This is a genomic window from Pseudomonas sp. LW8 (assembly GCF_041956865.1).
Taxonomy (GTDB): Bacteria; Pseudomonadota; Gammaproteobacteria; order Pseudomonadales; family Pseudomonadaceae; genus Aquipseudomonas; species Aquipseudomonas siliginis.
In genome coordinates, this window is the sequence record NZ_CP168138.1 from 1,323,613 (window position 1) to 1,339,348 (window position 15,736).

Consider the following 15,736-nt stretch of genomic DNA (forward strand, 5'->3'; position numbering starts at 1 on the left):
GACAACTTCGGCTGAGCGGTCGCCGGCTTAGAACAAATGAATCTCTTCGGTGCGCAAAGCGCGGTACTCGCCCGGTTTTAGCGCGTGATCGAGGGTCAGTTCGCCGATGGATTCGCGGTGCAGGCGCAGGACTTTGTTGTTGAAGAACCCAAACATGCGCTTGACCTGATGGTAGCGGCCTTCAACGATGCTCAGCCGTGCCGAGCGTGGGCCGAGCAGCTCAAGCTGTGCCGGTTGCGTGGTCAGATCTTCGAAAGCGAAGTAGATGCCCTCGGCAAATTTCAGCGCGTAGCTCGGGTCGATGTCCTGTTCGGTTTCGACGTAATAGACCTTCGGCAGTTTGGTTTGCGGCTGCGTCAGGCGCCGCGACCAGGCGCCGTCATTGGTGATCAGCATCAGCCCGGTGGTGTTGAAATCCAGACGTCCGGCGATGTGCAGATCGTCCTTGTGCGGTTCGTCGAGCAGGTCAAGCACGGTCGCATGCTGCGGATCGCGGGTGGCGCTGACGCAACCCGGCGGTTTGTGCAGCATGAAATAGCGCGCCGGTTTACCGCTCTGCAGCACCTCATCGTCGACTTCGACCCGGCTGAATTCCAGCACATCACTGTGCGGGTCGCTGACGACTTTTCCGTCAATCCGCACGCGCTTTTCCACCAGCAACAGGCGAACCTGCTGACGGTTGTAGCGGGGCAGATTGCTGAGGAAGCGGTCGACGCGCATGGTCAGGATTCAACGGACAAAGGGCCGCGCATCTTACGGGATCGGCCGCCGGTCTGCTTGCAACTGCGCTTCGACCTGGGCGCAACGCGGGCACAGGCAGGCTTGATTGCGCAGCGCGGCCGGCAGCGCTTCGAGCACCGCCGGGTCGATGGTTACGCCATAGCACCAGCATTCGCGGTCGGCGGTGCGCGGGTCGGCGAGGCTGCAATCGTTGCGGGCGCCGCAGGCCGGGCAGTGGTCGGGTTTGACGTCGTTATCAGGCATAGGTCGAGTGCGGCATTTCCATGCAGGTGCGGTTGCGCCCGGTTTGCTTGGCGCGGTACATCGCATGATCGGCCCGCGACAGCAGGGTGTGCAAGGTGTCATCGTGTTGCACGGTGGTGGCGCCGATGCTCACGGTCAGATGCAGGCTGTGGCCATCGTAGGCATATTCGTGTTGCTCGACGTGCTGGCGGATCTTCTCGGCGATTTTCTGCCCGGTCTCGCCGTCGGTGTCTTTCAACAGAACGATGAACTCTTCACCGCCCCAGCGGCAGACGATATCGGCGTGACGCAGGCAACTTTGCAGGTCGCGGGCGAAACCGATCAACACCTGATCGCCAGCCATGTGCCCGTAGGTGTCGTTCAAGGCTTTGAAGTGGTCGAGGTCGAGCAGCAACGCGGTCAGCGGCTTGGTTTCCCGTTGGGCCTCGTGCAGCGCTTGCGCAGCGAGGATGTCGAAGCCGCGTCGGTTCGGCAGTTCGGTCAGACTGTCGAGGGTGGCGTGCGCCTGGATCTTCGCCTGGAAGCGCTTGATCACCCGATTGAGCAGCGCCAGTACGATCAACGTCACCAACAGGCAGATCAGCAGATTGAGATACAGCGACTGGCGGATCTCGCTCAGCGCGCCGTCTTCGCGTTTATCGACGAACAGGTACCAGTTCAACTCGGGGATAAACCGCACGTTGAGAAAATGTCCCTGGCCGTGGGTGGAGTATTCGTAGCTGCCGCTGTGCGGCTTGGGCAACTGGCTGACCAGACTTTTCATGCTCTCCAGTTCGCCAAGACTCTGGCCGATGTGCGCGCCTTCCGGACCACCCTCGGCACCGGTCAATACGAGGCGGCCGAAGGTGTCGACGAAGTACACGCTGCGTTGATAGCGCTGTTGATACTTGTCGATCAGCTTGATCACCGCGTCCACGGTCAGGCCCACGCCCGCCGCGCCGATGAAGCGGTTGTGGTAGTCGTAGACCTTGTAGTTGATGAAGAACGTCAGGTTGTCCTTGTTGGCGAGATCCGGGTCGACGTTGATCTCGTACGGGTCCTGCATGTCGCGCACGCGGAAGTACCAGGTGTCGCGCGGCTCATCGACTTTGACCTGCTTGAGCACGCCTTTGGCGTGGTAGTAGGTGAGCGTGGCATTGGAAACGAAGAACGCCGTGTAGGCGCCGTAATGGGTCATGACCTCGTCGAGATAGCGGGTCATCTGCTCGGGATTCTGCTCGCCATTGACCACCCAGTCGCGCATGAACGTGTCGCGGGACATCATCGAGGAAATCAGGATCGGCCGGACCAGGTCTTTCTGAATTTCCGAATAGACCGTATCGGAGGTCAGTGGCAGTTCAGTGTTGACGATGTTGTCGCGGATCGACTCGCGGGACGCGAAATAGCTCAACAGCGAGGTGGCGAGAAACCCGGCGCCGAGCAGGGCGACCAAGGTGAGCACCAGTGAACGTTGCGAGTACAAGGGAGAACGAAGCGGCATGGCAGATCCGTTGGCAGTGGCCCGATGGGATGCATTCTAGTGGGATGGTCGGGAAAACACTGCGGGATTTGTGCCTGAAATGGCGGGGGATATGACGTAGCGGTGTGTCAGGGAAATCGCAGCCCCTCACCCCAGCCCTCTCCCGGGGGAGAGGGAGCTGGATTGAGGGTGATGGAAAATCTGTGATCGACTCGGTATCAGCCAATGGCAACCGATGGACAGTCACCTCGGTCAGTTCCCTCTCCTGGGGGAGAGGGCTAGGGTGAGGGCGAGCTTTCGGATCAGCCCCGGGATGCCAGATACGCCCGCCATCCCCCCAAATGACTGATATCCACCGCACCCTCCAGGCCATACGGCTCGCAGATAAACCCGCTCTCCCAGCGCCCATCCGCCAGTTGCACCTTGCCCAACCCGAGCGGCGCCGGAATTCCGGTGAGAAACGAGCCCAGCTCGCTGCTCGGCAATTCCCAGACCTCCACGGCAATCGCCACGCCGCCGTCCTTGACCCGCACCATCCCCGGACGCAATGGCGGGCCGCCGGCGAGGGCGTGCAGTCGATAGTCCGGCGAACTGAACGTGGTTTCCAGCAAGCGCCCGCCACGCTGGGTCAGTTGCCAATTCAACGCCAGCCCTTGCAGGTGCGCGCCGCATACCACCAATCGAGCGCGGTCATTGCGCGCAGGGTTCGCCGGAGCTGGCAGGGCACTGTCCTGCTGGCGTTGCAAGGCATCGGCCACGCTCAACAGATACTGATCGGTAAACACCCGCCCGAACAACGTCACGCCCCACGGCAAACCGTTGCTCATGAACGCGGTCGGCACGGCGACGGCGGCGTAGTCGAGCAGGTTCATGAAGTTGGTGTAATAGCCAAGTTCGGAATTGCGCAGCACCGGTTCCGCCTCAAGTTCGGCCAGGGTCACTGGACGGCCGATGGTCGGTGTCAGCACGCAGTCGAGATTTTCCAGGGCTTCGTCGCACAGGGCCTTCAGCGCCTGCAATCGATATTGCGCGCGGAAGGTCTGCACGCCAGTCACTGCCGGAGCCCTGGCCAGCACCGCACGGATCACTGGCAGCACCGCTTCGGGATTCTGCTCCATCAGCTCACCGGCGACGCTGTAGCGCTCGGCCACCCATGGCCCGTCGTAAAGCAACCGCGCTGCTTCCAGAAACGGTGACAGGTCCAGCTCGACGGCTTCGCCACCCAAGGCCTTGAGCCGTTCGATGGCGGCTGCGAACAACTGTGGCCCCTCGTTGCAGCCGAAAAATTCAAGGTCCTGTGCCCGTGGCACGCCGAAGCGAAACGGCCGTGGCGCGCCAAATGCCGAGCCGTCGTTCCATGCCGGATTGCCTCGGCTGTATTCATCGCGAGGATCGTGTCTGGCCGTCAACGCCAGCAACTGACTGGCCTCACGGGCGGTCGCGGTGAAGGTGGTTACACAGTCCAGCGTGCGGCACGCCGGCAGCACGCCAGCGGTGGAAATCAGGCCTTTGCTCGCCTTCAATCCCACCAGATTATTCAGCGCCGCCGGCACCCGCCCGGAACCGGCGGTGTCAGTGCCCAAGGCAAAACTCGCCACACCCAGCGCTACCGCCAGGGATGAACCCGCGCTGGAACCGCCGGACGGATACTCCGCCAGTACACTGTTCGGGCACGCGCCGTAGGGCGAGCGGCTGCCATTGAGGCCGGTGGCGAACTGATCGAGATTGGTCTTGCCCAGCGGAATCGCCCCCAGCGCCAACAGTTGCTCGACGATGGTGGCCGACTGCTGCGGCACATAGGCAAACGCCGGGCACGCAGCGGTGGTGGGAATGCCGGCCAGATCGATGTTGTCCTTGATCGCGAATGGCACGCCATACAGCGGCAGACTGTCGAGGTCACGACCGTCGAGGGCGGCGAGGTACGGCTCCAGTTCATCGACGCTGAGCAAGTGAATGAACAGGTGATAGTCGGGATTCAGCGCAGCGGCTTTTTCGCGCAATTGCAGCAGCAGTTGGCGCGGTGTGGTGTCGCCATTGCGATAGGCCTGGCGCAGTGCATCGAGTTGCAGATTCATCGGTTGATCCTTATAAAAATGGCTTCAGTCGAGTTCCAGCACCACCACCCGTTGTCCGGCGCGCACCGCCGAACCGGGTTGCACGCGGATCTCTCGCACCACACCGGCCAGCGGCGCGAGCACAGGGATTTCCATCTTCATCGACTCGAGAATCACCAGCACGTCGCCCGCCGCGACACGCTGGCCGGCCTCGACCTGCACCTGCCAGAGATTGCCGGCGATGTGGCTGTCGACGCTGTGTTCACCGCTTTCCAGCGGTGCTTCTTCGCTGGCGTCAGGCACGGCTTCTTCACTGTCGAAATGCGCTTGGCCGCTGGCGATCCAGCGTTCGCGTTCAGCCTTGAACGCGCCCTGTTGCTGCGCGCGGAAGGCGCTGATGCCCGCGGCTTCCTGACTGAGAAATGCCTGATAGTCGGCGAGGTTGAGCTGGCTGTGTTCGATGTTCAGATCAAAGCGCCCAAGGGGGAAATCGCGGCGAATGCGCAGCAGTTCTTCGGCGCTGACCGGGTAGAAACGGATCTGATCGAAGAAGCGCAGCAGCCACGGTTTGCCGTCGAACGCGGCGACTTCGCGATAGCGATTCCACATCTGCAGGGTGCGCCCGACAAACTGATAACCGCCCGGGCCTTCCATGCCGTACACGCACATGTAGGCGCCGCCGATGCCGACCGAATTCTCGGCGGTCCAGGTACGTGCCGGGTTGTACTTGGTGGTCACCAGACGATGACGCGGGTCGAGCGGCGTGGCCACCGGCGCGCCGAGATAGACGTCGCCAAGGCCCATCACCAGATAGCTCGCATCGAACACCGTGCGCTGCACTTCGTCGAGATTCGGCAGGTCGTTGATGCGCCGGATGAACTCCAGATTGCTCGGGCACCACGGCGCGTCCTTGCGCACGGTGGTCATGTATTTCTCGATCGCCAACTGACAGGCCGGGTCGTCCCACGACAGCGGCAAGTGCACGATGCGCGAAGGCACCTGCAAGTCCTTGGCGGCGCACACCGCGTCCCATTCGCCAGCGATGGTGCCGAGCAGATCGGCCAGCGGCAGTTGCTCGGGCTGGTAGTGCACTTGCAGCGAGCGAATGCCCGGGGTGAGGTCGATCACCCCATGCAGGGCCTGGCTTTCCAGCGCCTGCATCAGCGCGTGGGCGCGAAAGCGCAGGACCAGATCAAGCTCCGGCGCGCCGATCTCCAGCAGTAAATGAGTGTCGCCAGAAACCCGCCCGACAAGCCGCCGATCCCCCTGACCCAACTCAAGAACCACAGGCGACACAATCCCTTGTGGGAGCTGGCTTGCCAGCGATGAAGTTGATGCGGTGTCAGATCGGGCACCATCGCTGGCAAGCCAGCTCCCACAGGGTGCATCCCATTTCAGGGCGAGATCGCGGGCGGTGCCGAGGTCGACGGGAATGAACTGAATTTTATCGCCCGCCTTGAGCTGCCCCAGCTGCCACAGGTCCGCCTCAATCACCGTCACCGGGCAGACAAACCCACCCAGGCTCGGGCCATCCGGGCCGAGAATCACCGGCATGTCGCCAGTGAAGTCCACCGCACCAATCGCATACGGATTGTCATGGATGTTCGACGGGTGCAGACCCGCTTCACCGCCATCCTCACGCACCCACTCAGGCTTCGGTCCGATCAGGCGCACGCCGGTGCGGCTGGAATTGAAGTGCACTTCCCACTGGGTCGCGAAGAACGTGGCGATGTAGTTTTCGCTGAAGTATTCCGGTGCGCCGTGCGGACCGTAGATCACCCGGATCTGGCGCACGCTCGGCAGCGTGGTGATGTGCTGTTCGGCCAGTTGCTGGCCGGCGCTGCGCTCGGTCAATGCCGGCACATGCAAGACGTCACCGGCCCTTAACGCCCGTCCGCCATGCCCGCCGAACTGGCCGAGAGTGAAGGTACTTTTGCTGCCCAGATAATCCGGCACCTGCAAACCACCGCGCAGGCACAGATAACTGCGCGCGCCGGCGCCGCTGATGCTGCCCAGTTGCAATGTCGCGCCGGCCGGGATCAGCAGCGCGGTGTTCATCGGCACCGGTTCAGCGTCAAGGGTCAAGGCAATCGGCGCGCCGGTCACCGCGACCACCGCGTCACAATTGAAGCGCAGGATCGGCCCGCTCATGGTGATTTCCAGTGCGGCGGCGCCTTGTTCATTGCCGAGCAGGCGATTGCCCAGACGCAGCGCTCGGCTGTCCATCGGCCCCGAGGGTGGCACGCCGACGGCCCAGTAACCGAGGCGGCCGGGATAGTCCTGCACGCTGGTCTGCGTGCCGGCGCTGAGCACTTCGAAGGTATTGGCGTGATAGAGCAGATTTTCCAGGCAACGGGTCCACGGCTGGCCGCTGGCGAATGGAGTATCGAGGAGAATCTGCCGCAGGTAATCGCGGTTGGTTTCCACGCCATACAGCAGGCTATCGCCCAGTGCCTGATGGAGTTCGGCGCGAGCCTGTTCGCGGCTCGGCGCCCAAGCGATGAGCTTGGCAATCATCGGGTCGAAATACGGCGGGATTTCCACACCGGCTTCGACCCAGGTGTCGATGCGCAACTCAACGCCGTTGGCTGGCGGAAACTGCACAGCGGTCAGCAGGCCCGGGCTCGGCTGGAAATCACGCCCCGGATCTTCCGCGTACAGACGTGCCTGAATCGCATGGCCCTGCGGTTCCAGGCCTTGATACAACTCGTTCAGCGGCGGCAGATCACCGGCGGCCAACTCGATCATCCAGCGCACCAGATCCACGTCCCACACCAGTTCGGTGACGCCGTGCTCGACCTGCAAGCGCGTGTTCACTTCGAGAAAATAGAAGCGCTGGCCCTCGCTGTCGAAAACGAATTCGACGGTGCCGGCGCTGCGGTAATTCACCGCTTGCGCCAGTTTGATCGCCGCTGCGCACAGCTCATCGGCCATGCCTTCTGGCAGGTTTGGCGCCGGGGTTTCTTCGAGGACTTTCTGGTTGCGCCGCTGCACCGAACAGTCGCGCACACCGAGAGCGATGACTTCACCGCAGCCGTCGCCGAACACTTGCACTTCCAGATGCCGCGCGCGTTCGATGTACTTCTCGATGAACACCCCGGCGTCGCTGAAGTTGTTCTCACCGAGGCGTTTCACCGCTTCGAATGATTCGCTCAATTCACTGGCGCTGCGGCACACGCGCATGCCGATGCCACCACCGCCAGCGGTGCTTTTCAGCATCACCGGGTAGCCGACCTGTTCGGCGGCACTCAGCGCGCAATCGAGGCTGTCGAGCAGGTCGGTGCCTTCGAGCATCGGTACGCCGTGCTGTCTGGCCAATGCGCGAGCAGTGTGCTTGAGGCCGAACACCCGCAATTGCTCCGGCGTCGGGCCGATGAAGGCGATGCCCTGCGCTTCGCAGGCTTCGGCGAACGCTGCGTTTTCCGAGAGAAATCCGTAGCCGGGATGAATCGCCGTGGCGCCGCTTTGTTTGGCGATAGCGAGGATTTTATCGACGGCCAGATACGTCGCGGACGCCGCGCCTTCGCCGAGGCTGTACGCTTCAGCGGCCTGGGAGATGTGCAGGCTGGCAGCATCGGCTTCTGAGTACACGGCGACGCCTTGGGCCTTCAGCACGTTGATCGTGCGCAGGATGCGACAGGCAATCGCGCCACGGTTGGCGATCAGGATTTTTTCGAACATGGCATAACCCCTGAAGGGGGAGCGGGCCGTCCCGCTGTTTTTCGACAGACATCCGGGCCGTCCCGGATGGAAAAAACACACTTCACTCAAACCCACCACAAACTCCTGTGGGAGCTGGCTTGCCAGCGATGAGGTCGGCACATCCAACATTGTTGGTGACTGAAACACCGCAATCGCTGGCAAGCCAGCTCCCACAGGACTATCAGTGCCTTGAAGGTTTCAGGCACTGCCCGGAACGCGCCTGGCACAGGGCAAAAAGCCAACGGCGTAAACGGCTGATGGTCAGTTCCATACGAGCAACTCCGCCGGGGTCGGGTTGTAGGCATTGCACGGGTTGTTCAACTGCGGGCAGTTGGAAATCAGCACGATCACGTCCATCTCGGCGCGCAAGTCGACATACTTGCCCGGCGCCGAAATACCGTCCTCGAAAGTCAGCCCGCCGTCCGCCGTCACTGGCACGTTCATGAAGAAATTGATGTTCGGCCCGATGTCGCTCTTGCTCAATCGGCCGTCGTGGGCGCAGGCGCGCAGGTAGTTGTCGCGGCAGCTGTGCATGTAGCGTTTTTCCAGGGCGTAGCGCACGGTGTTGCTCTCTTGCGCGCAGGCGCCGCCGAGGGTGTCGTGGCGCCCGCAGGTGTCGGCAACGATGGTCAGCATCGGCTGGCCGAGGTTGGAATACAGCACGCTGCCGGTGCTCAGGTAGACGCTGTTCTGCCGGCGCAAGGTGCGTTGCACGTCGTAGCGTTCCTTCGGGTTGGCGAGGCTGTAGAACAAAGTGTCGACTGCCTGATTGCCTTCCAGATCGAGGATGCGCAGGGTCTGCCCGGCCTTGACCTCCATCAGCCAGGGCTCGCCGGCGGGAATGGTCGCGCGGTAGATCGCGCTGTCGGCTTGCTTGTGCGAAGTGGCGATTGCGAGTGACATGGCAGCGATCCTCAGGCGAACAAACGGTCGGTGTTGATAAAGCCGCGCTCGTTTTCCGGGCGCGAAGTGCGGCAGTGTTCGGCGACGCTGGCGTCGGCGTTCATCCAGCTCAGCTTCAAGGGTTTCGGGGCGTATTCGGGTGACGGGTCCATCGGATGTTGCAGGGCGGTGAGCACCACCAGGGTGTCCATCGGCGCGTACAACTCGATGTAGTCACCTGCCTTCGAATTGCCCTCGACGAAGTGGAAACGCCCGGCCTCATCGACGTTCACGCGGCTGAACAGATTCAGGGTCATCAGCAGGTCGGACAGGCCCAGGCCCCACTTGCCGAGTTCCACCAGCAGGTTGTCGGTGCCGTTGCGAAAGAAGCCGTTGCGCAGTTCCTGGTAGCGGCCCTGGCCGTACTTTTCGGCGACTTCCTGTGCGCAAAGCACACCGCCGAGGCTGTCGCTCCAACCGCAGGTGTCGCCGGTGATCGCGGCGAGTACGCGGCCCATGTCCGAGTACAGGCAGTGGCCGGCGGTGAGCTTGGCGGTGTGTTGGCATTTGAGGCTGTCGGGCAGGTTCAGCCGCTCGGTTTTTTCATGGGCATTGAGCAAGGTCAGGCTGGCATTGGCGCCGCCGCGCAGGTCGGTCAGGCGCAGCAATTGGCCGCGCTTGAGCACGAACGAACGGTGGCCGCCGCCCGGCAGCAGTTCTTCAGCGAAGGGTGGGAAGAGTTGGATTGAATCAGTCATTGCAGCAGTCCTCTCAAGCAGTGCGAAGGGTGCCCGCCAGCGGCAGCGGCAGGGCCTCGACGGCGGCGCGCTGGGCGCGGCGGTCGCTGTTCAACGGGATGTCGTAAGTGATGCGGGCGCCATAGGCGCCGGGGGCGTGCGGGTCGAGGCGCACCTTGTCGAACACCAGCAGACGCGTGCCGAGGCTGAAGCCTTCGGACAGGTCGTGGGTGACCATGAACACCGTCAGTTGCGTCTCGCGCCACAGCTCCAGCAGCAGCGCGTGCATGTCTTTGCGAATGCCCGGATCGAGTGCGCCGAACGGCTCGTCGAGCAGCAACACGCGCGGCTTCATGATCAGCGCCTGGGCGATGGCCAAGCGTTGCTGCATGCCGCCGGACAGCTGTGCCGGGTACTTGTCCAGCGCATGGCCGAGCCCGACCTTGCTCAGCAGGGCTGCAGCCTGCTCGCGCGCCTCGCGTTTGGCGTTGCCGAACAGTCGGCCGAGCAAGGGCGCGCGCGGCAATTCGAGACCGAGGGCGACGTTGTCGAGCACGCTCAGATGTGGGAACACCGAGTAGCGCTGAAAGACCACGCCACGGCTGGCATCCGGTTCGCCGGCCAAGGGCTGGCCGTCGAGCAGAATCTCCCCGCGACTGGCGCTTTCCTGGCCGAGCAACAGGCGCAGGAAGGTCGATTTGCCGCAACCGGAGGCGCCGACCAAGGTGCAGAACTCGCCTTCGTTGACGTTCAGGTTCAAGCCTTCCAGAACCACTTGATCGGCGTACTGCTGCCAGACGTTTTTTACTGTGATGAAGCTCATTTCGCCGCTCCCTCGTACCAAGGGAAAGCGCGCTGGGTCAGCTGTTTCAAGCCCCAGTCCATCAGCCAGGCGAGCAGGGTGATCCACACCACGTAGGGCAGGATCACATCCATCGCCAGGTAGCGCCGCACCAGAAAGATCCGGTAGCCGAGGCCATCGGTGGAAGCGATCGCTTCGGCAGCAATCAGGAACAGCCACGCCGAACCGAGCATCAAGCGCAGCGAGATCAGCAAGCGCGGCAACAACTGCGGCAATACCACGCGCAGCATCAGTGTCCAGGTCGAGGCGCCGAGGGTCTGCGCCTTGATCAGCAGTTCGACCGGAATGTCGCGGGCACGCTGTTCCAGATCTCGGGCCAGCGCCGGGGTGATGCCGATTACGATCAGCATGACTTTCGATAACTCGCCCAGGCCGAAGACGATGAACAGAATCGGCAGGATCGCCAGCGGCGGCACCATCGACAGCACCGTCAGCAACGGCGACAACGGCGCGCCGAACAGCGGCAGGGTGCCCGCCGCGATACCGAGGCAAAGACCCGCCAGCGCCGCGATGCCGAGGCCGATGGCCAAACGGAGCAGACTCGACGCGGTGTCTTGCCACAACAGATATTCACCGGTGCGGCTGTCGGCGTTGAAGGCCAGGCGTTTTACCGCGTCGCTCATCTGCACGGCGCTGGGCAGCAGTTTGTCGTTGGGGTTGTCCGCCAGGCGCTCGGCCGAGCCTGTGAAGTAGGCGAACAGCACCAGCGCGAACGGCAGGATCACCAGCAACAGGCGACTCGGGCGATCAGGGTGGCGATTGATCAGGGGCATGGCCAAATCCTCCGTGGCTTACAGCTTGGCGTCGGCGGCCATCTGCACGTAGGTCGGATCGAAACGCAGCTTGAGATTGGCGGTGTCGCCGCTGGTCACGCCGTTGGCGAAGGACATGCCCACCGCGCTCGGGTCCTTCGCGCCTTCGCCGAGCAGACCATGCTCGAAGGAGAATTCGGCGACATTGCGCATGGTGTCCGGCAGTTGTTTGCTGGTGGCGAAATTCAGCGCTTCGCTCGGCGTGGCGAACAGTTTTGTGGTGTCCAGTTGCGCCTGGAAGCCGGCGAGATCAGTTCCCGAGGCCTTGGCCATGTGCTCCAGCGCAGCTTTGCTCGCGGCACTTTTCGCGTTCATCAAAGCGACCACTTCGAACCACGCCCCGGTCAGCGCTTTGCCCAGCGCCGGGTTGTCTTTGAGGGTGGCGCTGTTGACCACCATCATGTCCATTATCTCGCCGGGGATCTGGCTGGAATTGAACACTTCGGTGACGCCGGGTTTGGCTTTGATATCCGAGAGCATCGGGTTCCAGGTGGTCACGGCGTTGACGTCGTCGGTGTTGAACGCGGCGGCAATGTCGGCGTCGGAGGTGTTGACGACCTTCAGGTCTTTCTCGGTCAGGTCCACCGAGTCCAGTGCCCGGGCCAGCAGGTAATGCGAGACCGACAGTTCGACCAGATTGACGTCCATGCCTTTCAGATCGGCGACTTTTTTACCTTCGCCTTTGAGCACGATGCCGTCGTTGCCGTTGGAGAAATCGCTGACGATCAGCGCGGTGCTGTCGACACCACCGGCAGCCGGAATGGTCAGCGCATCCATGTTGGTCATGGTGCAGCCGTCGAACTGGCCGGCGGTGTACTGGTTGATCGATTCGACGTAGTCGTTGAGCTGCACGACGTCGATCTTGATACCGTATTTCTTCGCCCATTTGTCGACGATGCCCTGGCTGCCAGCGTATTCCCATGGCATCCAGCCGGCGTAGATCGTCCAGCACACGCTGAAGTGGTCTTTCTGGGCGGCGGAAGATTGCGTGCTGATGAGCGCGGCGAAGGCGGCGGCGAGCAGGGCGGGGAAACGTAGTCGGATCATTGCGGATTCTCCAGTTGATCGAGGGCGGACAGGAAGGCAACGCGGCACCGCGAACGGTGGCTTGTCTCCCGGGCTTTTGTCCCGCCGTGTAACCTCAACTGGAGGTCGCCAACTCTCGGACCAGCCACTCGCGATTGCGAGCCGGAACCCTAGTCAGCCATTGCAAATTGTGGTGCCGCGAACCTGTGATGACTCCTGCACGGGTTTGCTAAAGCGAGAGGCGTGCCAAGTCGGGCCGAGGCCTCTGCGGCGGGGATCTGCTGGATTGCCGAGGTGAGCGGGGCGAGCGACAGCGCATCGTGGTGGTGCGTGGTTGCACCGTCATGCAGCGCGTTTACGCATCACTGATCGCTGATTTTGCGGATAAACAAGATTTCATAATCACTTGTTTCAACTTGTTGCAGGAACGCACCAGATTCCGAAACCGCTGTCTGATTCTTCGACAGTCACGCAATTGCTGACGGTCGCCTGCCAGCGTCGCTGGTGTGGCCAACCCGCGGTCCAGGAGGCCGCCATGTATCGCCGAATCGTACTGCTTGCCGTGATGCTTTTTTCCCTTGGCGGATGCGTTCCTTATTCCTATGGAGACAGCTACTACAGGTCAGAGGTCTACACATCACCCGCACCGGCCTATTACAGCGGTGGCGGCTCCTATTACCGCAGCGGCGGCACCTATTACACCCAGCCGCGGTACTACCAGCAACCGCGTTATTACCAGGCGCCGCGGCACTACCAACCGGCCCCGCGTTACTACGAAAGCCGTCGCTGGCACGGCAATGATCGCGGACGCTGGGACGGCCACCGTCGCGGCGGTTGGGACAATGACCACCGCGGTCGCGGCAACTATGATCGCCACAGCGGTCGGCGTGACTACAACGGCCGTGGCAACCGCTGGTAAATCACCGCAACGAACAAGCGGCGCATCAAGCGCCGCTTTTTTTTGCCCGTCGAAAAGTCCTTTCGTTGGCCATCTCCTAGGACAATCCCGGAAGCGTCCTACAGTTTCATTTCGTGGTGTTTGTTAGCGTTCGTGGATGCCGAACGAGGCGAGCAATCCTCAGCTCGATAGCGGCGAAAAATGGACGTTCAGCGCTATGAAGCTACTGGTTATTCATCAAAATTTTCCCGGTCAGTTCCGTCATGTGGTGCTGGCAGCGCTGGAGCGCGGTGATGAGGTTATGGCGATAGGTCGGGACACTGCACCGGGCGTCGCCGGGGTGGAAATCCATCGATATCGAGCGACGGGGCGAGCGCCCGGCAATATTCACCCGTATCTGATCCGCTACGAACAAGCGGTGATCGACGGGCAGAAAGTTTTTGAAATCCTGGGCAGGCTGAAACGTTCGGGCTATCTGCCAGACGTGATTCTTGCTCATCCCGGATGGGGAGAGACGCTGTTTGCCAAGGACGTCTATGCCGATACGCCGCTGATTCACTATTGCGAGTATTACTATCGAGCGCAGGGCGCCGATTGCGGGTTCGACCCTGAATACCGTCGAGCCGCAAGGGAGTCGTCACGGCTGCGGGTGCTCAACTCGCTGCATCTGTTGAATCTTCAACAATGCGATATCGCAATCGCGCCTACGCAGTGGCAGCGCAGCCTGTTTCCGGCCGCTTACCGGTCGGCGATTCGGGTCATTCACGAAGGTGTGATTCAAAATTCTGACCTGGCGAAAGTCGGGGCAGTCAGACTGCCCAATGGAATCGAGCTCAAAGCCGGACAGCCTATCGTTACCTATGTCGCCAGAAACCTTGAGCCTTATCGCGGCTTTCACAGTTTCATGCGAGCTATTCCGCTTATTCAGGCCGAGTGCCCCGATGCGCAGATCATCGTGGTTGGCGGTGATGGCGTCAGTTATGGGAGTAGGCCGGTCGGGTACCCGGATTGGCGCAGCAGGATGGAGGCGGAGGTCAGTTTCGATCACTCCAGAGTGCATTTCACAGGGAAACTTCCTTACCAGACTTACCGTGCGGTTCTCGCATGTTCCAAAGTCCATGTCTATTTGACGTATCCGTTTGTCTTGTCGTGGTCGTTACTGGAGGCGATGGCGTCCGGTTGTGTGGTTGTTGCGTCGGATACGGCTCCGGTAAGGGAAGTCATTGTCGAGGGGGCTAATGGAATATTGGTGGATTTCTTTGACCATCAAGAAATTGCCAGAAGTGTAAGCAAGGTTTTGAAGTCGGCAGGTGAGTACGGTGGTCTTGCCAGCGCCGCGAAGTTGACGGCAGGTCGGTTCAGTGTGGAATCGGGCGTGAGCCAATATTTTGAGGTTTTTGCAAGCGCGATATCCGGGCATAGCGACATACCAACCGTTCCGCAGTTTGAGCGGGAGGTTTGAAATGTCCAGGAAGTCGCGTAAGCAGGCGATCAAGTGGTTTAAAAGGTTGTTGAAGTATGGATTGTTCTTTTATGTCTGTTACTGCGTAGCGGAATTTTATATTCGCAAAGAACAAACTGCCGAGTCGGCGGCTATTCACCAGGCAAACGAGAAAGCTTGCCAGAACAAGCTGGCGAGCATGCAGCAAGTGCCGATATTAGGCGGCGCCTATATAGATAAGACGCTGGTCCCTGAGTTTTACGTAGGCATGCCTGAAATGGTCAACAAGAAAGCGTGTCTGGCGATTGCTCTGAAGGGGCTTTTCTGGTGGACCGGGACGGGGCTGCACCGGTACCAGGATCAGCGCGCAGAGTCGATCCCCAAAAGTTGGCGGCTCTATAAATTGAACGCCGGACTTTTTACCAGGAAAGAAACCACCGAACCCCATGAGCGGGGTTATCGGCACGTCAACTGGCCGGATGAGTTGATTGTGAAACTAAAGAATTATCCGGGGCTGGAGATTTGGCTCGATGCACCTCCGCCGCATTTCAAGAATGAAGATTCGGTTAGAACGTTTGTCATTACTGGCTGGCCGCGGCGAGATGGAACCCCTCGGTTGATCAACTGTGACGGCTTGATTCGCCCGGCTTCGGAGGAAAAGCTGACTGACGAGAAACTGGCAAGGTTCAGCAGAACTGAATTGGAAAATCTTGATTTCGACAAACTGAATTTCTTCTGCGCTATCAATCTGGATAACTTCGACTTCGCTGGTGGGCACGGTGGCGTAAAACTCGGATTAGCGTCATTACGCGAAGCACCTGAGATGCTCAAGTATCTCAGTGGTTATCTTTCACGGGCTGTTATTACAAGGAAGTAACA

General features: G+C 61.1%; 13 protein-coding genes and 1 riboswitch. Of the genes, 3 read left to right on the forward strand and 10 right to left on the reverse strand.

From position 1 onward, the window contains the following. Positions 1 to 27 precede the first annotated feature (27 nt). The 10 genes from AB9L16_RS05990 to AB9L16_RS06035 form a co-directional block, all read right to left on the reverse strand. Positions 28 to 720, reverse strand: a complete 693-nt coding sequence (locus AB9L16_RS05990) for a pseudouridine synthase (protein ID WP_375123234.1) — start codon at positions 718 to 720, stop codon at positions 28 to 30. A 33-nt stretch (positions 721 to 753) separates the two neighbouring features. Next, the gene (locus AB9L16_RS05995) at positions 754 to 984 is read right to left on the reverse strand and encodes a cysteine-rich CWC family protein (protein ID WP_041478882.1); all 231 of its coding nucleotides are present in this window, start codon (positions 982 to 984) and stop codon (positions 754 to 756) included. Beyond that, positions 977 to 2,464 carry a diguanylate cyclase gene (locus AB9L16_RS06000; protein WP_375123235.1) on the reverse strand — a complete coding sequence of 496 codons (1,488 nt, stop codon included), beginning with the start codon at positions 2,462 to 2,464 and terminating at the stop codon, positions 977 to 979. The genes AB9L16_RS05995 and AB9L16_RS06000 overlap by 8 nt, the downstream gene beginning before the upstream one ends. Positions 2,465 to 2,745: 281 nt before the next feature. Beyond that, positions 2,746 to 4,518 carry an allophanate hydrolase gene (gene atzF, locus AB9L16_RS06005; RefSeq protein ID WP_375123236.1) on the reverse strand — a complete coding sequence of 591 codons (1,773 nt, stop codon included), beginning with the start codon at positions 4,516 to 4,518 and terminating at the stop codon, positions 2,746 to 2,748. 24 nt (positions 4,519 to 4,542) lie between these two features. After that, positions 4,543 to 8,178, reverse strand: a complete 3,636-nt coding sequence (gene uca, locus AB9L16_RS06010) for an urea carboxylase (RefSeq protein ID WP_375123237.1) — start codon at positions 8,176 to 8,178, stop codon at positions 4,543 to 4,545. Positions 8,179 to 8,460: 282 nt separating this feature from the next. Beyond that, positions 8,461 to 9,102, reverse strand: a complete 642-nt coding sequence (locus AB9L16_RS06015) for an urea amidolyase associated protein UAAP2 (RefSeq protein WP_016771291.1) — start codon at positions 9,100 to 9,102, stop codon at positions 8,461 to 8,463. 11 nt (positions 9,103 to 9,113) lie between these two features. Further along, positions 9,114 to 9,839, reverse strand: coding sequence for an urea amidolyase associated protein UAAP1 (locus tag AB9L16_RS06020; RefSeq protein WP_375123238.1), 726 nt, complete (start codon positions 9,837 to 9,839; stop codon positions 9,114 to 9,116). 13 nt (positions 9,840 to 9,852) lie between these two features. Beyond that, a complete protein-coding gene (locus tag AB9L16_RS06025) occupies positions 9,853 to 10,641 on the reverse strand; it encodes an ABC transporter ATP-binding protein (protein ID WP_041478877.1) in 789 nt (262 codons plus the stop codon). Continuing rightward, the gene (locus AB9L16_RS06030; protein ID WP_375123239.1) at positions 10,638 to 11,453 is read right to left on the reverse strand and encodes an ABC transporter permease; all 816 of its coding nucleotides are present in this window, start codon (positions 11,451 to 11,453) and stop codon (positions 10,638 to 10,640) included. Before AB9L16_RS06030 ends, AB9L16_RS06025 begins: the two co-directional genes overlap by 4 nt. Before the next feature lie 18 nt (positions 11,454 to 11,471). Next, positions 11,472 to 12,539 carry a putative urea ABC transporter substrate-binding protein gene (locus AB9L16_RS06035; RefSeq protein ID WP_375123240.1) on the reverse strand — a complete coding sequence of 356 codons (1,068 nt, stop codon included), beginning with the start codon at positions 12,537 to 12,539 and terminating at the stop codon, positions 11,472 to 11,474. A gap of 63 nt (positions 12,540 to 12,602) precedes the next feature. Further along, a riboswitch (guanidine-I (ykkC/yxkD leader) is annotated at positions 12,603 to 12,703 on the reverse strand. 350 nt (positions 12,704 to 13,053) lie between these two features. Here AB9L16_RS06035 and AB9L16_RS06040 point away from each other — a divergent pair. The 3 genes from AB9L16_RS06040 (at position 13,054) to AB9L16_RS06050 (ending at position 15,734) form a co-directional block, all read left to right on the forward strand. After that, positions 13,054 to 13,437 carry a hypothetical protein gene (locus AB9L16_RS06040; RefSeq protein WP_375123241.1) on the forward strand — a complete coding sequence of 128 codons (384 nt, stop codon included), beginning with the start codon at positions 13,054 to 13,056 and terminating at the stop codon, positions 13,435 to 13,437. Positions 13,438 to 13,633: 196 nt separating this feature from the next. Continuing rightward, on the forward strand, positions 13,634 to 14,878 hold the full coding sequence (locus tag AB9L16_RS06045) for a glycosyltransferase family 4 protein (protein ID WP_375123242.1): 1,245 nt from the start codon (positions 13,634 to 13,636) through the stop codon (positions 14,876 to 14,878). 1 nt (position 14,879) lies between these two features. Continuing rightward, the gene (locus tag AB9L16_RS06050) at positions 14,880 to 15,734 is read left to right on the forward strand and encodes a hypothetical protein (RefSeq protein ID WP_375123243.1); all 855 of its coding nucleotides are present in this window, start codon (positions 14,880 to 14,882) and stop codon (positions 15,732 to 15,734) included. Positions 15,735 to 15,736 lie beyond the last annotated feature (2 nt).

What these genes read in the sequence shown, in the direction of transcription:
- AB9L16_RS06020 (WP_375123238.1), bottom strand. Translation starts at nt 9,839, where the DNA reads ATGACTGATTCAATCCAACTCTTCCCACCCTTCGCTGAAGAACTGCTG.
- atzF (WP_375123236.1), bottom strand. Translation starts at nt 4,518, where the DNA reads ATGAATCTGCAACTCGATGCACTGCGCCAGGCCTATCGCAATGGCGAC.
- AB9L16_RS06050 (WP_375123243.1), top strand. Translation starts at nt 14,880, where the DNA reads ATGTCCAGGAAGTCGCGTAAGCAGGCGATCAAGTGGTTTAAAAGGTTG.
- AB9L16_RS06035 (WP_375123240.1), bottom strand. Translation starts at nt 12,539, where the DNA reads ATGATCCGACTACGTTTCCCCGCCCTGCTCGCCGCCGCCTTCGCCGCG.
- AB9L16_RS05990 (WP_375123234.1), bottom strand. Translation starts at nt 720, where the DNA reads ATGCGCGTCGACCGCTTCCTCAGCAATCTGCCCCGCTACAACCGTCAG.
- AB9L16_RS06045 (WP_375123242.1), top strand. Translation starts at nt 13,634, where the DNA reads ATGAAGCTACTGGTTATTCATCAAAATTTTCCCGGTCAGTTCCGTCAT.
- uca (WP_375123237.1), bottom strand. Translation starts at nt 8,178, where the DNA reads ATGTTCGAAAAAATCCTGATCGCCAACCGTGGCGCGATTGCCTGTCGC.
- AB9L16_RS06040 (WP_375123241.1), top strand. Translation starts at nt 13,054, where the DNA reads ATGTATCGCCGAATCGTACTGCTTGCCGTGATGCTTTTTTCCCTTGGC.
- AB9L16_RS05995 (WP_041478882.1), bottom strand. Translation starts at nt 984, where the DNA reads ATGCCTGATAACGACGTCAAACCCGACCACTGCCCGGCCTGCGGCGCC.
- AB9L16_RS06025 (WP_041478877.1), bottom strand. Translation starts at nt 10,641, where the DNA reads ATGAGCTTCATCACAGTAAAAAACGTCTGGCAGCAGTACGCCGATCAA.
- AB9L16_RS06030 (WP_375123239.1), bottom strand. Translation starts at nt 11,453, where the DNA reads ATGCCCCTGATCAATCGCCACCCTGATCGCCCGAGTCGCCTGTTGCTG.
- AB9L16_RS06015 (WP_016771291.1), bottom strand. Translation starts at nt 9,102, where the DNA reads ATGTCACTCGCAATCGCCACTTCGCACAAGCAAGCCGACAGCGCGATC.
- AB9L16_RS06000 (WP_375123235.1), bottom strand. Translation starts at nt 2,464, where the DNA reads ATGCCGCTTCGTTCTCCCTTGTACTCGCAACGTTCACTGGTGCTCACC.